Origin of the sequence: Crystallibacter permensis, assembly GCF_025960875.1 — a bacterium.
Taxonomy (GTDB): Bacteria; Actinomycetota; Actinomycetes; order Actinomycetales; family Micrococcaceae; genus Crystallibacter; species Crystallibacter permensis.
This window is the reverse complement of record NZ_JAODLR010000029.1, coordinates 31,340-50,560: the sequence shown is the minus strand read 5'-3', so window position 1 is coordinate 50,560 and position 19,221 is coordinate 31,340. Positions and strand designations below refer to the sequence as shown.

The following is a 19,221-nucleotide window of genomic DNA, read 5'->3' as shown; positions in this document are numbered from 1 at the left end:
CACACCACAATTTAGTGGCTACAAACGGTGGTACAAAAGAGGGCTGATCACCCGGAACCACAAGGAACCAGGGCGATCAGCCCACGTAACTTCGGTCTAGTCACCATCGATTCCGGCTTCGCTTTACCCTTGTGCGGCATCACGGCGTCCTTCGATCGTCACTGCAATTTTCGTTCTGCAACCATGCTCGCTGACCATCGAGCTACCGTCCAGACCAAGGTAAGCTACTTCGGCGAAACGAAGTCCCCCATCACCACGCGCTCCAGCACCTCGGTGAGCAGATCCACGCCGGCGAGCATGTCGTCGTCGTTGGTCAGTTCCTTCTCGTTGTGGGAGATGCCCTCCACGCTGGGCACGAACAGCATGATCGTCGGGACGATGTCCTTCATGTTCGTCGAATCGTGCCCGGCTAGTGTGCGGACGGTTCCGTAGGGCAGTTCCAGCGCCTCGGCGCTCTTGGCGGCCAGGCGCATGCCGGCCTCGTCGTAGGCCTTGGCGGCCCAAACATGCTCGGCGCCGCGCTCGATCCGCACACTCGCCTTCCGCTCGATCTCCGCCACCCGGCGGTGCAGTTCGGCGTCGGCCGCGGCCAGCACGTCCGGGTCAGTGCTGCGCACGTCGACGAGCAGCTCCACCCGGCTGGCTACCACCACGGGCGAGTTCGGGTAGACCGTGAACTCTCCGCAGGAGGTGATGACGGAATGCTCGTCGGTGCTGAATTCGTCGGCGATCTCCCGCGCGGCAACCACCAGCGAGGAGGCCCCAAGCAGCGCATCGTGCCGGTCGGCGATCACGGTGGCACCGGTGTGCGCCTGCTCCCCGTGCACGATGAACTCATACTTGTTCGCGCCCCAGGTGGATTCGACCAGGCCGATGGTCAGCCCGGAGTCCTCAAGCGACCGCCCCTGCTCGATGTGGATCTCCACGTACGCAGCAACATCCAGCGAGAAGTCGCCGATGGTCCCGATGGCCTCCAGCGCCTCGCGGACGGTGGTGCCATGCGGATCGGTGGTGGCCAGGACCTGCTCGGCGGGCAGCTTGCCGGTGAACACGGAGCTGCCCATCATGGAGGGCTTGAACCGGCAGCCTTCCTCGTTAAACCAGTTGATCACGGCGATGTTGAACGCCGGCTCGGTGCCCTCCGCCGCGAGCCGCTGCTGCAGCCGGATCGCCGCGTGGGCTCCGGCCAGCACGCCGTAGGCGCCGTCGAACCGCCCGCCCAGCGGCTGCGAGTCCAGGTGCGAGCCCACCGCGATGTACGGGGCGCCGGGCACTAGCTCAAGCAGCGCGAACTGGTTCCCCACCATGTCGTAGCGGACGTCGAAGCCATGCCCTTCCACCAGGCCGCGGAACCAAGTCCGCGTCTGGCCATCGACGAGCGTCCCCGCCTGCCGGTCCACTCCCCCGCCGGGCGTGGCCCCGAACGTGCTCATCGAGCGGAAGTCGTGCAGGAAGGCGCTGGCGTCATCGCCGGAGACGGACGGGGCGGACTGCGCGGAGGTGGTGGTCATGTGTGGAATCCTAACGGCTCGGTCTGACGTAAGATGTTCAGCGAACGACGGCGGCGCCCGGCTCGGGCGCGAAGAGAGACTCAGGCGCGGGGCTGGCGCTGCGATCCGCGGTTGGACCGGTACCTGAACCAGCACTCGCGCTCGTGTCCGGGCCAACAACCGTATCGGAGCTCAACCCGTCGTAGCTGAACTCGCCGCCGACGATCGTGGCCAGCACGTTGAGATCGGAGATGTCCGGCGCGGCCAGCGGCGACCCGGAGAGCACCGCGAAGTCCGCCAGCTTCCCCCGGCGCAGCGTGCCCTTCTGGTCGGCAGTGCCCGTGGCTTGGGCGGCCCAGTCGGTGTAGGTCCGCAGTGCCTCTTCGGCGGTGAGGCCCTCTGCCGCTCCCCCAAGAATCTTGCCCTGCTCGGTGCGCCGATCCACCCAGGACTGCATCGCGCGGAGCACGTTGTTGTCGGCAACCGGCAGGTCGGAGCTGCCGGCCACCAGGATGCCGGCGTCCACCAGCGAGCGCCCCCGGTACAGCCAGTCTTCGCGCTCGGGCCCCACCAGCGCGGCGAACTGGTCTCCCAGCGGGCCGATGAACGCGGCCTGCGGGGCGACGGCGATCCCGGCGGCGGCGACAGGGGGCAGCTGGTCCGGCCTTGCGATGCCGAAGTGCTCGATCCGGTTGGGCAGGTGGTTCCGGCCGTAGCGCTCCTGGCAGCCGACGATGATCTCGGTGGCCAGGTCGATGGCCGCGTCGCCGATCGCGTGCAGCGCGATCGGCCAGCCAGCCCGGTAGGCGGCGTCGACGCGTTCGCGGTAGGCCTCGGGCGAATCCAGCAGGTAGCCGGTGTTGTGCTGGTGGCCGCAGTAGTCCTCGGTGACCGCCGCGGTCGCGCCGAGCAGCGAGCCGTCCATGAAGACCTTAACCGGCCCCAGCGACACCCACTCGTCGCCGAAGCCCGCTACGGCGCCGAGGTCCAGCCCGCGGCCGGAACCCGTGCCGTGCATGTCCGCGGCGTTCGCCTCGATCAGCCGCAGCGAATCCAGCGCGGGCATCAGCTGGGCGCGGGCGTGGAGCTTTCCGGCCCGCTTGGCTGTCAGATAGGCCTGCACTTCTACCGGGCTGTGCCCGATCCAGCCGCCGCCGATGCCGGCTTCGGTGAAACTGGTGATGCCTTCGGCGGCGTACCGCGTGGTAGCCGCGTCCAGCGCCTCGACGATGCGCTCCACCGGATACGGCAGCAGCAGGTTCTGGATCAGCTGCTGCGCGGATTCCTCAACCACGCCAGTCGGGTAGCCGTCAGCGCGCAGCACGGCACCGCCGGTGGGATCGGCGAAGCCGGATTCGAAGACGCCGGCCAGCCGGAGCGTGGCGGAGTTGGTGATGGACAGGTGCCCGGACACGTGCCGCAGGTACAGCGGCCGGTCGCCGGTGATCTCGTCCAGCCGGCGGATGTCCGGAAAGGCCCCGCCGTGGTGCTTGTGGTTGAAGCCGGTGCCGTTAACCCAGGAGTCAGGGGCGCCGCCGGGCAGCGCGTCCAGCCGCCGGACCTCGGCTTCGAGCAGCGCGTAAAGCTCCTCGAGGCCACGGGCCTGCTCCAGTTCGACGGCGCCCAGGCCCAGCCCCCACCAGGTGGTGTGGCAGTGCGCGTCGATGAAACCGGGCACCACGGTGGCGCCGCCCAGCGAGACTTCCCGCGCGGCCGTGCACCCCTCGAGTTCCTCGTCGAAACCGGCGATCCGCCCACCCAGAACCCCCACGGACGTGGCCCGGGGACGGTCGGCCTCGAGGGTGATGATCTCGGCGTCGCGCAGGATCAGGTCCAGTTTCATCGCGCGCCCTCTTCCACGGCAACCTCGGCCAGCTCTTCCGGCGCGTTCGCAGTGCCCGGCGGCATCGTCTCCGGATCGGTCACCAGGTGCAGCAGCGCCAACCGCCCGCTGGACAGCGCACGCTCCAGCGCGGGCCCGAACTCTTCGGTCTTCTCCACCCGTTCGCCGTGCCCGCCGAAGCTGCGGATCCAGTCGGCGAAGTCCGGGTTGACCATCGAGGTGCCGGACGGCCGGTCTGGATATTCCCGCCGCTGGTGCAGCACGATAGTGCCGTAAATCCCGTTATCCACCACGATCACCAACGGGGCAGCACCGTACGCCGCCGCCACGGCGAGCTCCTGCGCGTTCATCAGGAAGTCGCCGTCGCCGCAGACCGCCACCACCTGCCGCTCGGGCTCGATCAAAGACGCGGCAACGGCGGCCGGAACGGCCAGCCCCATGGCCCCGTTGCGCGGCCCGATCAGCGAGCCGAATCCGTGGTGGGTCAGGTAGCGGTGGCCCCAGAGGGTCGCGTTGCCAGCACCGTACGTGACCACCTTGTCCGCGGGCAGCCGGTCTTCCAGCACGCCGAAGGCCACGCCCAGGTCAACGCCCGGGCTGTTGTCCGGCCGCGGGGTCGCGTACCGGCGCTGGTCCTCGGCGAGCGCTTCCATCCAGCCGCTCCCCCGGCTCCCGCGCACCTCCGCGGCAGCCGGCAAAGCCGCAACGATCGACGACGGCGACACCGCCAGGTGCAGGTCGATCCGGCCGGAGTGCGTCGCCGCATCCGGGTCCGGCAGCACCAGCACGGTCGGCACCTTGAAGCCCTTGGTGTAGCCGTCGCTGAGCACGTCGGTCCGCCCGCAGCCGACAAAGACCAGCAGGTCGGCCTCGTCCAGCCGGGCCGCCAGCGTGTCCGCGCGGCCGTAGCCCAGCCAGCCGGCCCATGCCGGAGAACTGTGCGGAACGACGTCGTACGCCCGCCAGTCCGCGGCCGCCGGAACCTGCGCCTCAACCGCCCACGAAGCGAGCTTCCCGCCGTCGTCGCCCCAGCCGTCCCCGCCCACCACAATCAGCGGGCGGGCGGCAGCGGCCAGCCGGCCGGCCAGTTCCTGCATCGCGGCCGGCGGCGGCACCGCGGCGGCCAGCGCGCGCGGCGGAACCACGTCGGCGTCGGTTATCCGGACCAGCACGTCCTCCGGCAGGCCGATCACCACCGGGCCGGGCCGGCCGGACACCGCCAGCTGCATCGCCTCGGCCACGGTCTCCGCGGCGCGGTGTTCGTCGTCGAGCACCACCACGCGCTTGGCCGTCGTCGAGAACCAGCCCTCCAGGCTGAACTCCTGGAACGAGTCGCGTCCCCTGTCCGCCACCGGGATCAGGCCGACAAAGAGCACCAGCGGCGTCGCGTCCTGCCACGCGGTGTGCACCGCGATCATCGCGTTCGCCGCGCCCGGCCCGCGGGTGACCATCGCGATGCCCGGGATGCCGGTCTTGCGCCCCTCAGCCAGCGCCATGAACCCGGCGCCGCCCTCCTGCCGGCAGACCACCGTGGAAACGGGCGAATCGTGCAGCCCGTCCAGCACGTCGAGGAAGCTCTCCCCCGGGACGGAATACACGCGGCGGACGCCGTGCGCCTCAAGCTGGCGGACTATCAGGTGGCCGGCTGACTGGGACATAGTGTGGAGCTCTTTCATCAGGGAGGTCGACGCCGGAAGCGGATCAGGAGCGTCGGCGGGAGGTCGTCGTCGTACGTTGAATTTAGTGCTTGAAGCCGGGCAGGTCCACGCTCATGCGCGGGGCCACGGCACCGGCGACGGCGGTGAACAGGCTCAGGAACACCAGCATCGCGGCGGCCGGCCACCAGTGGTTTGCGGCCGCGGCCACCATGCCCGTAGCCAGCAGCGGAACGAAGCCGGAGAGCATGCCGGCGGTGTTCTGCGCGAAGCCCACGCCGGTGTAGCGGGTGCGGGCCGGGAACAGGCCGGTCAGCACCGTGCCGGAGGCGGCGTACGGGAAGGACAGCGTTGCCACCGCGAGGACCATCCCGATGACCACCAGCACGGGGTTGCCGCTGGCCACCAGCATGAAGGACGGAACCGCGGCAATGGCGGAGGCGATGCCGCCCACCAGGATCACGCGGCTGCAGCCGTAGCGCTCGCCCAGCCGTCCGCCCAGGATCAGGATGGGGATTTCCACGATGGCGGCGATCATGCCGCCCAGCAGCATCAGCTGCGCGGAGTAGCCCAGGATGGCCACGCCGTAGTAGACCACAAACGCGGTCACCAGGTAGAAACCGCCCACGCCCAGCAGGGCCGCGGCCATGCCGATGATGATGTGCTTCCAAGACTCCCGCAGGGTGGTGCGGATCGGGGCCTTCTCCACCTGGTCGTTCTCCATCAGCTCGGTGAAGACCGGCGACTCTTCGAGCCGGCTGCGGATGTACAGCGCAATCAGGAGCATCGGGATGGCGGCCAGGAACGGGATGCGCCAGCCGAACGAGTTGAAGCTCTCCTGCGAGAAGAACAGCGTCATCAGGAAGAAGCCGCCGGAGGAAAGGATGGTGCCGATCGGCGAACCGATCTGCGGCAGCGCGGCGTAGCGGGCACGGCGCTCCAGCGGCGCGTTCTCCACCACAATGGTCATCGCGCCGGACCACTCGCCGCCCACAAACAGGCCCTGGAACACGCGCAGCAGCACCAGCAATACCGGAGCGGCAATGCCGATGGCGGCGTAGGTCGGCAGCAGGCCGATCAGCCCGGTCACCGCGCCGATGCCCACAATGGTGACCATCAGGGTCTTGCGGCGGCCGATCCTGTCGCCCATGGCGCCGAAGAACATGCCGCCCAGCGGACGTGCCACCAGGCCCACGCCGAAGGTGGCGAAGGAAGCCAGCGCCGCCGCCGTGGCGTTCTCGTTGGCGAAGTACTGCACGTTGAACACCAGCGCTGCCGCCGCGCTGAACAGGAAGAAGTCGTACCACTCCATCGCGGTGCCGATGAGGGCGCCCATGGAGACCTTCATCGCCTCCTTGTCGGTGATCTGCCGGGTGGCCCCGGCCTCGAGGTTCAGGGTTTGTGACATGGTGCCTCCACGCTTGGTGTTCGGACTGCCCATTGCGCCGAACGGTGCGCAACGGACTGGGAATGCACTCAAGCCTGCCAGAGTGCGCCGCGTCACACCCGCACGAAAAGTCGCGGGTTTCGGCGGCTAGAATGTGCAAAAGCACAAAAATCGGGGCGGATAACACCATGGCAATACCCAGGAAACAAAGGAACGACGACGGCGCCGCGCAGGCCGCCCGCTGGAACGGCCTGCTGGACCAGCTCTCCGTGGATACGCTCACGGATCTCTTCATCGAGCGCGTCCTGCAGCTCGACGACTACCGGGACGGGGTCCTGCCGGCCAGCGAGATCCGCCGCACCGGTGCCGCCTCGTTCGCGTCGCTCATCGAGAGCCTGCGCCCCGGCGCGGACAGCGACCGCTTGGTGGCCGAACGGCAGAACATCTCCCTGGACGTCGGCGTCTCCCGCGCCCGTGCCGGCATCCCGGTGGAATCGCTCATGACGGCCATCCGGATCGACTTCACCGTGATCTGGGGCGAGCTCATGGCCCTGGCGGACCCGGGCGACGCCGAACTGCTGGTGCGCCGGGCCGAGACAGTGTGGCAGGTGGTCGACTCCTACGCCGCCCAGACCCAGGCCACCTACATCGCCGAACGCCAGCGCATGGCCCAGGAAGCCTCCTCCGTGCGGCAGGGCCACGTCGCCACCATGTTCGGCCCGGTCAGCCCGGCCCCGGAAATGCTCACCCGCATCGCCGACGAGCTCGGCATCGACCAGGACGCTCCCCTCGTCGTGGCGGCAGCAACAACGGACGACGCCGCCGCCCTCCGTGTGGTGATAGCCGCGGCTTCCCGCCGTGGTACAGAAGTATTCACCCACCCGCTGCCCGACGGACTCGTCGCGTTCTGGGCCGCCGACGACCGCCCCGGCAGCGCCGTCCGCGAAGCCGTTGAGCAGATCCGGCAGATCAGGTGTGGCCTGGTGGAACAAGTCCGCGGCCTCGCGGACCTGCGCGTCGCGGCACAGGCAGCCCGTGCGCTGGCCTCCCTGGCCGAAGACAGCGATCAGCAGGCCCTCACCATGCGCAATGCCTGGGCCCGGCTGGCCCGCCACCGCCTCTCGGAAACCGGCGTTCCCGTGGTGCCCGATGTCGAATCGGCGCTAGCCCAAAGCGGAACGGTCGAACGGGCGCGCTTGGAAGAAGCCGTGCGCTCTTACCTGACCACCGGCAGCATCGCTCAGTCCGCCGACCAGCTCTTTTGCCACCGCAACACCCTCATGAACCGCCTGCGCCGCTTCACCGACCTCACCGGCATCGACATCACCATCCCCCACCAAGCCGCCCGCCTCGTCGTCGCCTGGTCCTGAGCGCTGTCGCCGTCACCGAACAGGCCCTCTCCGCCGTGTCCAACAATCAGGATGGACTCTGAGGCCTCGCCTCGGAACTGTCCGGAACCTCAGAAACCGATCGCGATCGGGCGTAATTCATCGCGTTTTGTAGTATGGTCCTTCCCAATCGGTTGGCCGCCCTGACCTCGCCATCCCGGCCCATGACAAACAGCGGCATTTGTACTTCGTTCGCGTATATGGTGGCTTGCGCCGTGTACCTGGAGCAGCAAAAAAAATAGCTGCCGTCTTACATCGACGTGTGCCCTGGCCGCCCCGACGAGGCGTTGCAGCGCTGGGCGGCCGGTATCTGCTCTTTCGTTTTTCACCGGAGCTACAACGCCGGTACCGAAGATGTCTATGCCCCCATCCGCGCCACGTCTTGTGAGTTTTGCGTCGCTGAATCCCAGGTAGTGCATCCAACTCAAAGCATTCAGCTCAGCCGTAATCCAATCAGTGATTTCCAACGGCGCTGGCTTGTTTTTTCTAACCCACTCTGCCGCGGCCCGTCGTTCCTTCTCTTCCTTTCGCAAACGCCGTTCTTCCTTCTGCGCGTGCTGCGCTTTGCGATCGTCCGCGCCTGCCCTCCATCTCGCGTCGGCTTCATCCCGCTTCACTTTGGCGACCTCCCGTCGCCTGAGGACTTCGTCGTAGCCGTCTACGACTAGCATTCTCGCGCCTAATCTCTCCAAGACTTTGTCGTCGACTTGCGCTGTGCTCCACTCTGGATTTTTGTGGCTGGCTGCCGCAAGGAGCGTGTTGACATACGCGATGTACGTAGACCGTTGATCCACCAACCGGGAGAAGCTGCCGGAAATTTGTTCGATGATTGCATTCGCACGCTTTTCTTCAGCCCGCAGGGGCCGCACGAAAAATGAGTCGAACTCGACTAGCAAGGGCGCCCCCTCGCTTATGACCGAGGCACCCAGTTTTCTCGACGGCCTTGCCCGGTTAATTTGGTGGTAGGCGGGTCGTATCCTCTGCATGTCGCTACTGGAAATCCTGGCCCAAAATCGGCGGTCCAATAGCCTTGTCATTGCATAACCGAGGGCTTCTTCGGTGATCGGCGTCGCCCTCAGGTACTTGCGCAAGTCAGAAGCGAGAGCCGAGGCGCTCGGACGTTCATAGGGGGCCACAGTAAAGAGGGTTTCCATCCAGGCAGCCTGTTCCTCAATGAGAACTTCAATGGCTGTCCGCATGTCTTGGGAATACGTGTATTCTTCGTACTGTGAGGTCCAAAACTGGTGCCAATCGAAGGATGATGGCGGCATGGATTGTGCAGGCTTCATGGCCTGCCCATTGGCATCGAATACGAAGACATATTGATTCGAGCGCATAGCTCGAGCCAAGAGGCATTGACCATGACAGTGCTAATGCCCGGTCTGGCATAGCCGTATTCCCTTTGGCGGCGACCAAAAGAGACCTGGAAACCAGGACTGCCGGTATTGCTAAAATCCATCGGAAAATTTCCTCCGACAACAGGCTTCAAAATCGACGCTTGGGTCATAAACGGCATACTTTCACATGCTCGTGCTACACAGGTGCGGGGAGGGTAAATCTTCAGGCATCCGGCACGTCGAGAACTAGGATCCGCAAATCAGCGTTTTGCTCCAGCGCGGATCCATACCGCCGTCTCATGAACTCGACTGTCTGTCGCTAGTTGAGACGGTTCGAATGAGACCAGGTGTTGAGAGGCCCGCAGCAAGAGGACCAACGTACTTTAGCGTCGGTGCACGTCCCGGGGTGTCGGACGTCCGACACCCCGCACACACCGACCTCGACCGGCATCCCTCCCCCATCCGAACGAGCTGGTGCCAATTCCGCCGGTGCGACCTATGGTTGACCGCCTCGCCCCGTGATTCTTCCGATGCTCCGGCGGCTCCCACCGATACCATAGCTTCGGGTTGCTTGAAGACACGCACATCCGGACTAGTCAAACTTGGCTTAACACGCCTCTAGCGGAATAGAGTCCAGTAAACGTCTATGAATGGTTGTTCCCTCCGGCTCTGAGCTGGATGGAGAAAAAAGGGGGGCCTGGTGTCATTGCGCGATGCTTGGAAAGCCGATCAATCGCTGATCGCTTATGTCCAACAGCTGAACTCCAGTGCTCTGGCGGCCTATCGGGAGAACCCCAACCTCATTGAGGAGCACGCCAATCAAGAGGAGTCCATCAAAGTGGGCGGATACGCCCACCGGACCGTTCAAGAACTCGTCCAGAACGCCTCCGACGCGTTGGCGGGAGCGACAGCGTCGATGATGGCCGGTGGCCGTATCGAAGTGGTCCTCGACGAGGTCAACCGCAGGCTCTATGTCGCCAACTGCGGTCGGCCGTTCTCGCGCGAAGGACTACGGGCGGTTGTTCACGCCCATCTGAGCGCCAAGAGAGGCGACGAGATCGGGCGGTTCGGCCTCGGCTTCAAATCAGTCTTGGCCGTCACCGACCATCCGCAGATTTTCAGCCGGTCAGTATCCTTCGAGTTCAACGCACCCGAAGCTCAGGCGGTCGTGAGCACGGTCCGGCCCGGCAACCGCAAAGTGCCGGTCTTGAGAACGCCGTCCCTCCTCGACGTCACGGCCGAGATGGAAGCAGACCCCGTCTTGGCCGAACTGGGGGGCTGGGCTACAACGGTGGTCCGCCTGCCGGAGATCGACGACACGACCTCGCTCCGGAGGGATCTGCTCGACTTCTCGACTGAATTCCTCCTCTTCGTCACGGCTGTGCGTGGAATCAGAATTCGAATCATCGGCGACGAACCGATCGATAACACCCACGTGTCTCGAGACCTCGGACAGGACCGTTTCTCGATTGAGACCCCTCACGGTGCCGCCAATGAGTGGATCGTCACCGAGACCATGCACTCGCCCAGCGCCACCGCGCGTCGTGAAGTCGGTGAGGCCGTATCACGAGACCAAATGAAGGTATCCGTCGCCATCCCGGCGTCTGGCGCCCCTGGCTTCAAGGGTCGCTTTTGGGCGTACTTTCCCATCGAAGACGAGACTTCTGCCTCCGGATTGTTCAATGCACCATGGAGTCTAAACAACGATCGCACGACCCTGCTCGATAACTTGTACAACCGGGAGATCCTTTCCACGCTCTTGGATCTCTTTCTCGAGAAGATGCCGAGCCTCATGACAGGGGACGACCCTGCACGGCACCTCGACTACCTTCCATCCCGCCCACGAGAGGCGTTCTCTACCGCCGACCGATACTTCCGAGCTATCGGACCAATCCGGGCCGCCGCAGTCGGACTGGTTCCGAACGCCGCAGGGAAGCTGACCACGCCTGACAATCTCAAGCCCCTCGATTTCAATTTCGAAAGGGTTGACGCTAAGGACCATCGATCCTGGCAACGTGCTGAGCACACCGGCGGAGACGTACCTCACTGGCGCTGCTATACATCCCCCACAAGGGTCAACCGCCTGCGACATATTCTCGCCGCACCAGGGATCGATGTCGCGGCCGATTGGTCGCCGTCTCTCGAGGAACGTGTTCTTAGCAGGATGCCCAAGCGCGGCGTCCTATCGTGGATTCGCGAGTGGGCTGAAGGTGGAACAAACACCGACACGGCTCATGCACTGGACTTCGTCCTGCGCCATGAAAACAGCGTTCCGCTGCTACGGGACGCCAAGGTCATTCCGACGAACCAAGGACTCGTCACGCTGAACGACCGGACAACCGTCTTCCTCGACAGCGTCGAAGGTTTTGATGTCGAGTCCGCGACCTTTGTCTCGAGCACGTTCCTGGAAGTCCCTGGAGTACGAGTTGCACTGGAACGGCGAGGGTTCCGACAACTTGACGCCCAAACGCGCCTGGAAGCGCAGATGTCGCGTCTCCGCCCCACGTCCGTAGCCGAGGACCACGAGGCGGTATGGAAAATCATCCGCGAAGAAGTGCCGCCAGCCCAGGCGGTGAAAGCGGTCGAACGGCAGGGCCGGATGATGAAGGTCCCCACCCTCGACGGAAACTGGTCCTGGCCGCAACAGGTTCTCCATCTCGGGGGGATCGATGCGGCGGTTGCCGCTCCACACCTCCTGGACATCGACCGCTGCGTCCTGCCCGTCGCACGTAGCCTGGGGGTGATCGACCAGCCTGTCTCTCGCTTCGCGCTCAGCGACGAAGTGGGAGAGGCCGCTTATAGGGAGTTCATCGAGGAGCACGTGAACGGCAGCCTGGGGCCGGGTGAAAGAGTGATCGATCAGATTGACTTGTCCCTCGAGGAAGGACCAGGCCCGGTGTCTGCACTGATCCTGCTGAGGGACTCGGCCTCGGACCCGGGGCTCATCAACCAGTGGACCACCCGTCTACTTGTGCAGCCTGATGGGACATGGAGAGCCGAAGACCCGGACAGCCGCAGGACGTTCGATATCCCCTCCCCCCGCGACTGGGCCGTCGCGCAGGCCGGTCTGCTGAAATCGGACTGGGGCTATCGCCGCTTGGACCAGCTGGTGTCGCGTCGGCTGCTGCGATATCAGGGGCTGCTTCCCCTCTACGCCGACGAGATGCGTCTCGAACAGCAGCTCGGTCTCGCATCCGAACTCTCGGAGGTCTCCGCCGACCTCTTCCGTGAAGCCCTCACACGTGATCGATATGCCTTCAGCAACACCAAAGAACTCGATGTCGTCCTGACAGAGTTCCTGACCGCAGCGGCTCGGGCACTGGCAGATCAAGGGGGGCTCAGGAGGATTCCGGCACGGATCGGGCGGACCGTGGAATCGGCTCCGGTGGGCTCCGTCTACGTCGCTGTCGACGAAGAACAGGTGGAATACCTGCTCGATAAAGGCAAGTACTTCTTGAGTCTTCCGGCGGAGTGCGCCGAGGAATTTGTAGAGATCACGTCCACCAAGTCCTTCTCCGAGGTCTATTCCTTCGAACTTCATATCGGGGGCAAGCAGGACGGGGAAGTGATCACTGACGTCTTCACAGGGTTTCGAAATACGTACTTTCTTGACAGTGTGCGCGGAGCGTACCTCGTAAGGACACAGGAGATCGTCAAGCGGGTCACCACCTCGGCTGGGGAAGGCGTCGAACCGCTCCCCCTGCAATGGCACCGCGACGGAGAAACGCTCTACGTGAAGTCCGATCTCGACGACACGGCCATACTCAGGTGCATCGCCGACGCGTTCACTTTGGAACTCACCGGCAAGGATCTCGACGAGATCCTCCAGACCGGGCATGACGACATGCTGGAAGGTCTACGACGTGAGGCACAGAGCATGGAGTCGGACGCGGACCGCTTGGAGGTCTATTTCACTCCCGAGGATCTCAAAGAAAAGCTCCCATCGGGTCTCTGGGAAACCTTGGAGGATCAGGGACTGGTAGATGCGACGACCTCCGTTGCCGAGCTGTATCTGACAGTGAATGGCAACGACGCCGTGAAGAACCTCCGGCCGCTCTTCCGTGACTTGGGCTACCGCGATGTCCCGGAGCGGTGGACGCGCAATTCCTCGACGCTGAACTGGCTGCGGAAGATGGGGTTCAATGGTGACTTCGCGAGCCAACCCGCGGACAACTTGCCTTCCAGCGATGTAATCCCCGGCGCGGTCAATCTCCCGCCCCTCCACGACTATCAGAAGAAAGTTAGAGACGAGTTGGCATCGGCCATTCTGGCCGTGTCCGCGGAAGGGCACCGCACGAAGGCCATGGTCGAAATGCCCACGGGGGCCGGCAAGACACGGGTCGCATCCCAGACCGTGCTCGAGCTCTTCTCCCGTGACTTGTTGACCGGGCCCGTTCTCTGGATCGCCGAATCCCAGGAGCTGTGCGAGCAGGCCGTCCAGACGTGGGGTTACGTCTGGCGGGGCCTGCTCGATGAACGCCCCCTCACCGTCGGTCGCCTGTGGGGAAGCAACAGGGTGGAAGAGCCGGAGACGGACTTCAGCGTAATCGTCGCGACGGACGCGCAGCTCAATGCCATCTTGTCGGATCCCGCCCGCGCCACCCAATTCGAATGGCTACGCGATTGCGCGGTTGTGGTGGTCGACGAGGCCCACCGGTCCGGCTCCTCCGAGGTCTACACGAGGCTTTTCCGCTGGCTGGGTGTGGATGGCCGTAACCACGAGAAACCATTGGTTGGTCTATCGGCCACGCCTTTCAAGGGCGGCGACTCCGGCACCACCGCTTTGATCCGACGGTACGGGGGATACCTCATCCGCGCTTTCGAATCAGACTCACCCTTCGAAGAGGCTGCGCAGGCAGAAGTGCTTGCGCGCGTTTCTTACCGCAAGATGCCGGGTATCAACGTGGTCCTCGGACAAGACGAGATCAATGACGCGAAGAAGTTCCGGCGGGTGAACCCGAAGGTGCTCGAACGCATCGGGCGAGACCGGAACCGACTACGGACGCTCGTCCACGACATTGAGCAGTTGGACCCCGATTGGCCCGTTCTCGTCTTCACTCCTTCCGTCCTCTCGGCTCAGGTGCTCGCCTCGACGCTCCGTTACAAGGACATCTCCGCCGCCTCTGTCAGCGGGGAGACGGGACGGCACGAACGTCGGAAGATCATTGAAGACTTCAAAGCGGGCAAAATCCGTGTGCTCGCGAACTGCGATCTCCTGACCCAGGGGTTCGACGCTCCGGGAGTCCGAGCCCTGTATGTCGCCCGCCCCACCTTCAGTCCAAGTGCGTACATCCAGATGGTCGGACGCGGACTGCGTGGGCCGAAGAACGGCGGAAAGCGCGAATGTCTCATCGTCGATATTGAGGACAACTTCGGAGCGGAGAACCATCTGCTGGGTCATTTGGACTACGTCGACCAATGGAAGGCGCTGGCACGATGATCCTGGTTCCGACTCTCGAGGAGATCCGGCGGACCTCTAACAGTCCTGCCGAAATACTCGTCGCCACCCTGCTCTCGGAAATCGACCTCGGGGACAACGCGCGTGCGTTCCATTCCCTTCGACTCCGCTCGCACCGCTATAAGAGACAGGCCGAAATTGACTTCCTGGTCCTGATCAAGGGAGCCGTGCTCATCATCGAGGTCAAGGGCGGCGGCATCGTCCAGCGTGACCGGGAATGGTGGACGGTGACACGTCGAGGAGAGTCCCATCGCCTTTCGGAGCCACCCATGAAGCAAGCTGAGGGCGCCGGTTTCGCATTGCAGGAGATCCTGAAGGACGAGAACGTGGGATGGTACCCATGGGAGGCACTCGTCATCACTCCGGACGTGAAGGACATTCCCGGGTCGACGGAGTGGAAGACCACGCACTGGTTGACGGGTGAGGATATGACGTCGAAGGGCCTGGAGGACGCTCTGCGGAGAGTCCTCAACGAGGTCACCCAGCCACCGCGCACGAGCAGGAGGGCATCGGACTCGGATCTGCGCAAGCAGTTCTACAAGGATTTCACCCGCCTGCCGTCAATCGACAGCAGCACTGGGAGAGTGCTCGAGCAGCAGCATCGGGCGACTGCTGCGCAGGCGCGCATCCTGGCCATCAGCACTGAGAACGATCGCATCATCGTCAAGGGAGGAGCGGGCACGGGGAAGACCCTCGTAGCGGCCGAGCTCGCCAAACAGGAAGCCGCTCTTGGGAAGACAACGCTGCTCACCTTCCGTTCGCCGACACTGCGGACCGTCGTTGAAAAGTACGTCGAAGGTCACTCCGTGGATGTCATACCGTTCACCGGAACGACAGGCTTAGATGCCTACGACGTCGTGGTGATTGACGAGGCCCAGGACCTGATGACCGTGGAGGACATGGACCATCTCGACGCCCTCGTGAAAGGTGGCCGCGAGAGCGGGAGATGGCGGATGCTCATGGATCCGAACAACCAGACCCATGTCGAGGGCGCCTTCGACCCCGAGGTGTTTGACCTGGTCAAAACCGGTGCGACAGTCCTCACTTTGCCGAACAACGTCAGAAATACGGAATCCATCGTGCAGGTGGTGCGTCAGTATCTCGGTGCTGACATCGGGGACCCCGGCACCGTCCACGGCGAGAAGGTCGAATGGAAGCGAGGAGCCACGGGAGACTTGAGCGCAGCGATCAGCCGGGCACGTGAGCTCGTTGAGCAGGGAGCCGCACGGGATTCGATCTGGTTAATCGACATGACAAACAACGGTGAGTCCCGAACGGTGGAAGGTTTCCGGCTGGTCTCACCGCGAGAGGTGAAAGGACTGGAGCGCGAACACGTCGTGGCATACGCCTGGCCGAGTGACTTCACCGATGAGGCCATCGCGTCCGTCTACGTCGCCTTGACTCGAGCGAGGGTCTCCCTTTCCATCCTGCTGTCCGTAAACGAAGAGGCGAAGCTCAAAGAGCTCCTCATGAAAGTGATGGCCGTATGAACCTGTCTCCGCCACAGCAGGCCGCCCTCGAGCATCTCCGGGCCACCTACGCGGGTCCCGAGGGAGGTGAGCACGAGGTCATCGTCAAGAACAACCCCGTCTACCAGTACGTCGTCGGCATGCTGTTCCCCCGGGAAGCCAGTCAATCGGCTGGCTCGACCGGCGAAGTAACTGTCATGGCGGATACGGTCCTCGGGGATATCGAGGAACCGGCCGAAAGCGATTCCTTGGCCGAAGCTTGGCGGCCGTCGTCGACGGGGATCTCCTTCGTGACGGATGCGGAGGAGCTCGAGGTCGACCTTATGTTCGGCACCTATGAACACTTCGAGAATGGTGACGTCCCCGAATGGCGACGGACACCACACCTGTTCGAAGGCATCAGCGTTACCAGGACCGGCGAGCAACCCCAAGGGCGTCGAGCCGGTGACGTCCTGTTCCAAATCGGCTCGCGATGGCGACCGTACGGCGACAACTGGCTGGTAACAGTCCACCTGCGCAACCTGGAGATTTCGCCGATCGGGCGCGACGACGACGCCACTCCCGAGGCCAAACTGCAGGACGCACAGCGGACAATGTTCCAGGTCGGTCTGGATGTCACGCCGGCGGGAGGTCGAATTCTTGAATACGATCTTGACAAGGTCCTAGACACCGACCCCGAGGCGGCCGAGCTCCGGCTTAGATTCAGGAAACGGAAGACTTTTGCCGTCGGCCACGGTCTGGCAGCGAACTGGACCATGGATGGTGACCGATGTGTCAGTGCCCGCCTTGAGGCCGTCCCGGCCCATGTGGTGCCCGCAGTCGAAGGAACCACCATGCCGGAAGACCTTCCGCAAGGGCAAGCGCTGCGCTTGGACGAACTGGCCCGGATCGTGGAGGATCCTGAAGGCGTGGCCGCCAAGCTCCGCGCATTCGCAGACGCCTTCGCGGATTGGGTCCAGACAGAAACAGTCAAGGTTCAGGAGCTCGACACTCACCGTGAACCGGCCGAACGCATCGTCGCTCGTGCGCGCATCGCGGCCGAGCGGATGGGTGCGACAATCGACCTGCTCGCCGACCCAAGGCAGGGCACCTTGCGTTCGTCCTTCGCCCTGGCGATGAAGGCCATGCGACTCCAGATGCGCCAGGCGACTGCCGCGAAAACCACGGCGGACTTGAAAGAGCCCTCCTGGCGGCCGTTCCAGTTGGGTTTCCTCCTGGTCTCGCTGTCGTCGACGGTCGATGCGCAGCACCCGGAGCGGGAGCTGGTGGATCTCATCTGGTTCCCCACGGGAGGCGGGAAGACCGAGGCATATCTGGGACTTGCAGCAGTGGAGATGTTCCGCCGTCGGCTGGAGCACGGACAGAAGGGAGGCGGGACGGCGGTCATCACCCGGTATACGCTGCGCCTCCTCACCTCCCAACAGTTCCAGCGTTCGGCCGCGCTGATCTGTGCAATGGAGACGCTCCGCCGCACCGATGCCAGCGCAGCCAAGATGCTGCCGTTCACCATCGGTCTGTGGGTCGGCAACGAGGTCACTCCAGGCAACAGCAAGGACGCGGTCGAAGCACTACAGAGACTCTTCGAGGCCAAGCATCCCCAAGAGGCAAACCATTTCCAAGTCACCGACTGTCCCTGGTGTCGGACCGAACTCGTTCCGAAGGAGTGGACCGGCGACCGGTCGCGTTATGGTTTTCGAGAGGAATCCGGTCGGGTGGTGGTCTACTGCCCCCGGGCTGACTGCACGTTCCACGACGCCATCCCACTCAGCGTCGTCGATGACGACCTGTATGAGAATCCGCCGACCTTCCTGCTGGGCACTGTCGACAAGTTCGCCCGTCTCCAGTTCTTGCCCGAGGCCGGATCAATGCTGGGCCTCCGCGGGACGACTCTACAGCCCTCGCTGTTAATCCAAGACGAGCTCCATCTGTTGTCTGGACCGTTGGGGACGACGGTCGCGGTGTTCGAGGCAGTCCTGCAGATCCTGCTATCTCGGCAGGGGACGCATCCCAAGACCGTCGCCTCGACCGCGACGATCAGGGCCTCGGAAGAGCAGATTCGAGGCCTGTACGGACGACCTGTAGCTCTCTATCCGCCCGCAGGACTCGACGAGGACCGCAGCTTCTTCTCACAACCCGTCCCTTCCGGTGAGGGACGTCTCTACGTCGGCCTTATGCCCCAGTCGTTGCCACAAACGACCGCATTGATAGCGGCCGCGACACCGCTACTTGAACTTCCCCATGTCTTGGTGGACCGGGGGGTTACGGAAGCGGTTTCAGACGACTATTGGACCTCGGTGTTCTATCACAACAGCCTGCGGGAGCTGGGCCGGAGCGAGACGTTGATCGCAGACGACATCGATGCTCGCTTGGCGGTGAGGGCAGTCCGGATGGGGTGGCCACCTCGTCGCCTCGAAGGCGGTCGCCTCATCGAACTGACGAGCCGGAGGCAGTCCAACGAGCTGCGGGGTGACCTCCAGCGGATGGAGACCCGTCTTGACCAGAGCGACGAGGCGATCGATATCGTGCTGTCCTCGAACATGCTGTCGGTGGGCATCGACGTGTCTCGTCTCGCCCTCATGCTGATGGTGGGTCAGCCAAAAACCACCTCCGAATACATCCAGGCGACCAGCCGAGTCGGACGTGGAGAAGTCCCCGGTGTCGTCGTCACCCTGTTCCGCTCGAACCGGGCCCGCGATAGATCCCAATATGAGTCATTCCGGGCCTTCCACCAGTCGCTCTATCGGAATGTCGAGCCGACCAGTGTCACTCCCTGGTCGCATTCCTCGAGGAAACGTTCATTGGCTGGCGCCCTGGTGATGCTCGTACGACAAGGACTCTCACCGTTCAGCGGGAACAACGATGCGGGCCGATATGACCGGGCGGACGCACAGATCAGCCGGGCCGTCAACGGCCTCGTGGACCAACTTCTCAGCCGGGTCGAACGTGCCGACACCGCCGAACAAGCCGCTACGCGGCGCCAAGTGGACGAGTACTTGGCCGAATGGCATGACAAAGCGCAGATGTCGGGCGCTAGGGCTCCGCTGAAATACGAGAAAAAATCGTCCACGGACCGAAATGTCCTCCTGCGTCGATTCGACGACCTATTCGATGGATGGCTCGTCGCGGACTCCATGCGAACGGTGGAACCCAGTGTGGCGATCGAAGTCCAGGAACCCTACGAGAGGGGAAAGTGA

9 protein-coding genes are annotated in these 19,221 nt (G+C 64.0%); 4 read left to right on the top strand and 5 right to left on the bottom strand.

All coding sequences use genetic code 11. The annotated features are described in order from the left end of the window. Window positions 1-224: 224 nt before the first annotated feature. The 4 genes from B0G38_RS21355 to B0G38_RS21340 form a co-directional block, all read right to left on the bottom strand. Window positions 225-1,511: a M20 family metallo-hydrolase gene (locus B0G38_RS21355; RefSeq protein WP_264671324.1), complete on the bottom strand. Its 1,287-nt coding sequence runs from the start codon at window positions 1,509-1,511 to the stop codon at window positions 225-227. Window positions 1,512-1,548: 37 nt separating this feature from the next. Then, entirely contained in the window at window positions 1,549-3,333 is a 1,785-nt protein-coding gene (locus tag B0G38_RS21350) for an amidohydrolase (RefSeq protein ID WP_264671323.1), read from the bottom strand. Then, window positions 3,330-4,991 (bottom strand): thiamine pyrophosphate-dependent enzyme, encoded by a 1,662-nt coding sequence (locus tag B0G38_RS21345; protein ID WP_264671322.1) that lies wholly within the window; start codon window positions 4,989-4,991, stop codon window positions 3,330-3,332. The genes B0G38_RS21350 and B0G38_RS21345 overlap by 4 nt, the downstream gene beginning before the upstream one ends. A gap of 82 nt (window positions 4,992-5,073) precedes the next feature. Further along, on the bottom strand, window positions 5,074-6,396 hold the full coding sequence (locus tag B0G38_RS21340) for an MFS transporter (protein WP_264671321.1): 1,323 nt from the start codon (window positions 6,394-6,396) through the stop codon (window positions 5,074-5,076). Between the two features lie 167 nt (window positions 6,397-6,563). Here B0G38_RS21340 and B0G38_RS21335 point away from each other — a divergent pair, with 167 nt between their 5' ends. Beyond that, window positions 6,564-7,745 (top strand): helix-turn-helix domain-containing protein, encoded by a 1,182-nt coding sequence (locus tag B0G38_RS21335; protein ID WP_264671320.1) that lies wholly within the window; start codon window positions 6,564-6,566, stop codon window positions 7,743-7,745. Window positions 7,746-7,834: 89 nt separating this feature from the next. Here B0G38_RS21335 and B0G38_RS21330 read toward each other — a convergent pair whose 3' ends face one another. Next, the gene (locus B0G38_RS21330) at window positions 7,835-9,100 is read right to left on the bottom strand and encodes a hypothetical protein (protein WP_264671319.1); all 1,266 of its coding nucleotides are present in this window, start codon (window positions 9,098-9,100) and stop codon (window positions 7,835-7,837) included. A 700-nt stretch (window positions 9,101-9,800) separates the two neighbouring features. On the opposite strand from B0G38_RS21330, the gene B0G38_RS21325 reads away from it, so the two are divergent. From B0G38_RS21325 to B0G38_RS21315, 3 genes are read left to right on the top strand one after another with little or no spacing between them, the layout of a single operon-like run. Then, entirely contained in the window at window positions 9,801-14,540 is a 4,740-nt protein-coding gene (locus B0G38_RS21325) for a sacsin N-terminal ATP-binding-like domain-containing protein (RefSeq protein ID WP_264671318.1), read from the top strand. Continuing rightward, entirely contained in the window at window positions 14,537-16,048 is a 1,512-nt protein-coding gene (locus B0G38_RS21320) for an NERD domain-containing protein (protein WP_264671317.1), read from the top strand. Before B0G38_RS21325 ends, B0G38_RS21320 begins: the two co-directional genes overlap by 4 nt. Then, complete coding sequence (locus B0G38_RS21315; RefSeq protein ID WP_264671316.1) at window positions 16,045-19,221, top strand: helicase-related protein; 3,177 nt, start codon at window positions 16,045-16,047, stop codon at window positions 19,219-19,221. The genes B0G38_RS21320 and B0G38_RS21315 overlap by 4 nt, the downstream gene beginning before the upstream one ends.

Bases quoted from the DNA above. Each gene is read 5' to 3' on its own strand.
- B0G38_RS21355 (WP_264671324.1), bottom strand. From the start codon at position 1,511: ATGACCACCACCTCCGCGCAGTCCGCCCCGTCCGTCTCCGGCGATGAC.
- B0G38_RS21350 (WP_264671323.1), bottom strand. From the start codon at position 3,333: ATGAAACTGGACCTGATCCTGCGCGACGCCGAGATCATCACCCTCGAG.
- B0G38_RS21345 (WP_264671322.1), bottom strand. From the start codon at position 4,991: ATGTCCCAGTCAGCCGGCCACCTGATAGTCCGCCAGCTTGAGGCGCAC.
- B0G38_RS21340 (WP_264671321.1), bottom strand. From the start codon at position 6,396: ATGTCACAAACCCTGAACCTCGAGGCCGGGGCCACCCGGCAGATCACC.
- B0G38_RS21335 (WP_264671320.1), top strand. From the start codon at position 6,564: ATGGCAATACCCAGGAAACAAAGGAACGACGACGGCGCCGCGCAGGCC.
- B0G38_RS21330 (WP_264671319.1), bottom strand. From the start codon at position 9,100: ATGCGCTCGAATCAATATGTCTTCGTATTCGATGCCAATGGGCAGGCC.
- B0G38_RS21320 (WP_264671317.1), top strand. From the start codon at position 14,537: ATGATCCTGGTTCCGACTCTCGAGGAGATCCGGCGGACCTCTAACAGT.
- B0G38_RS21315 (WP_264671316.1), top strand. From the start codon at position 16,045: ATGAACCTGTCTCCGCCACAGCAGGCCGCCCTCGAGCATCTCCGGGCC.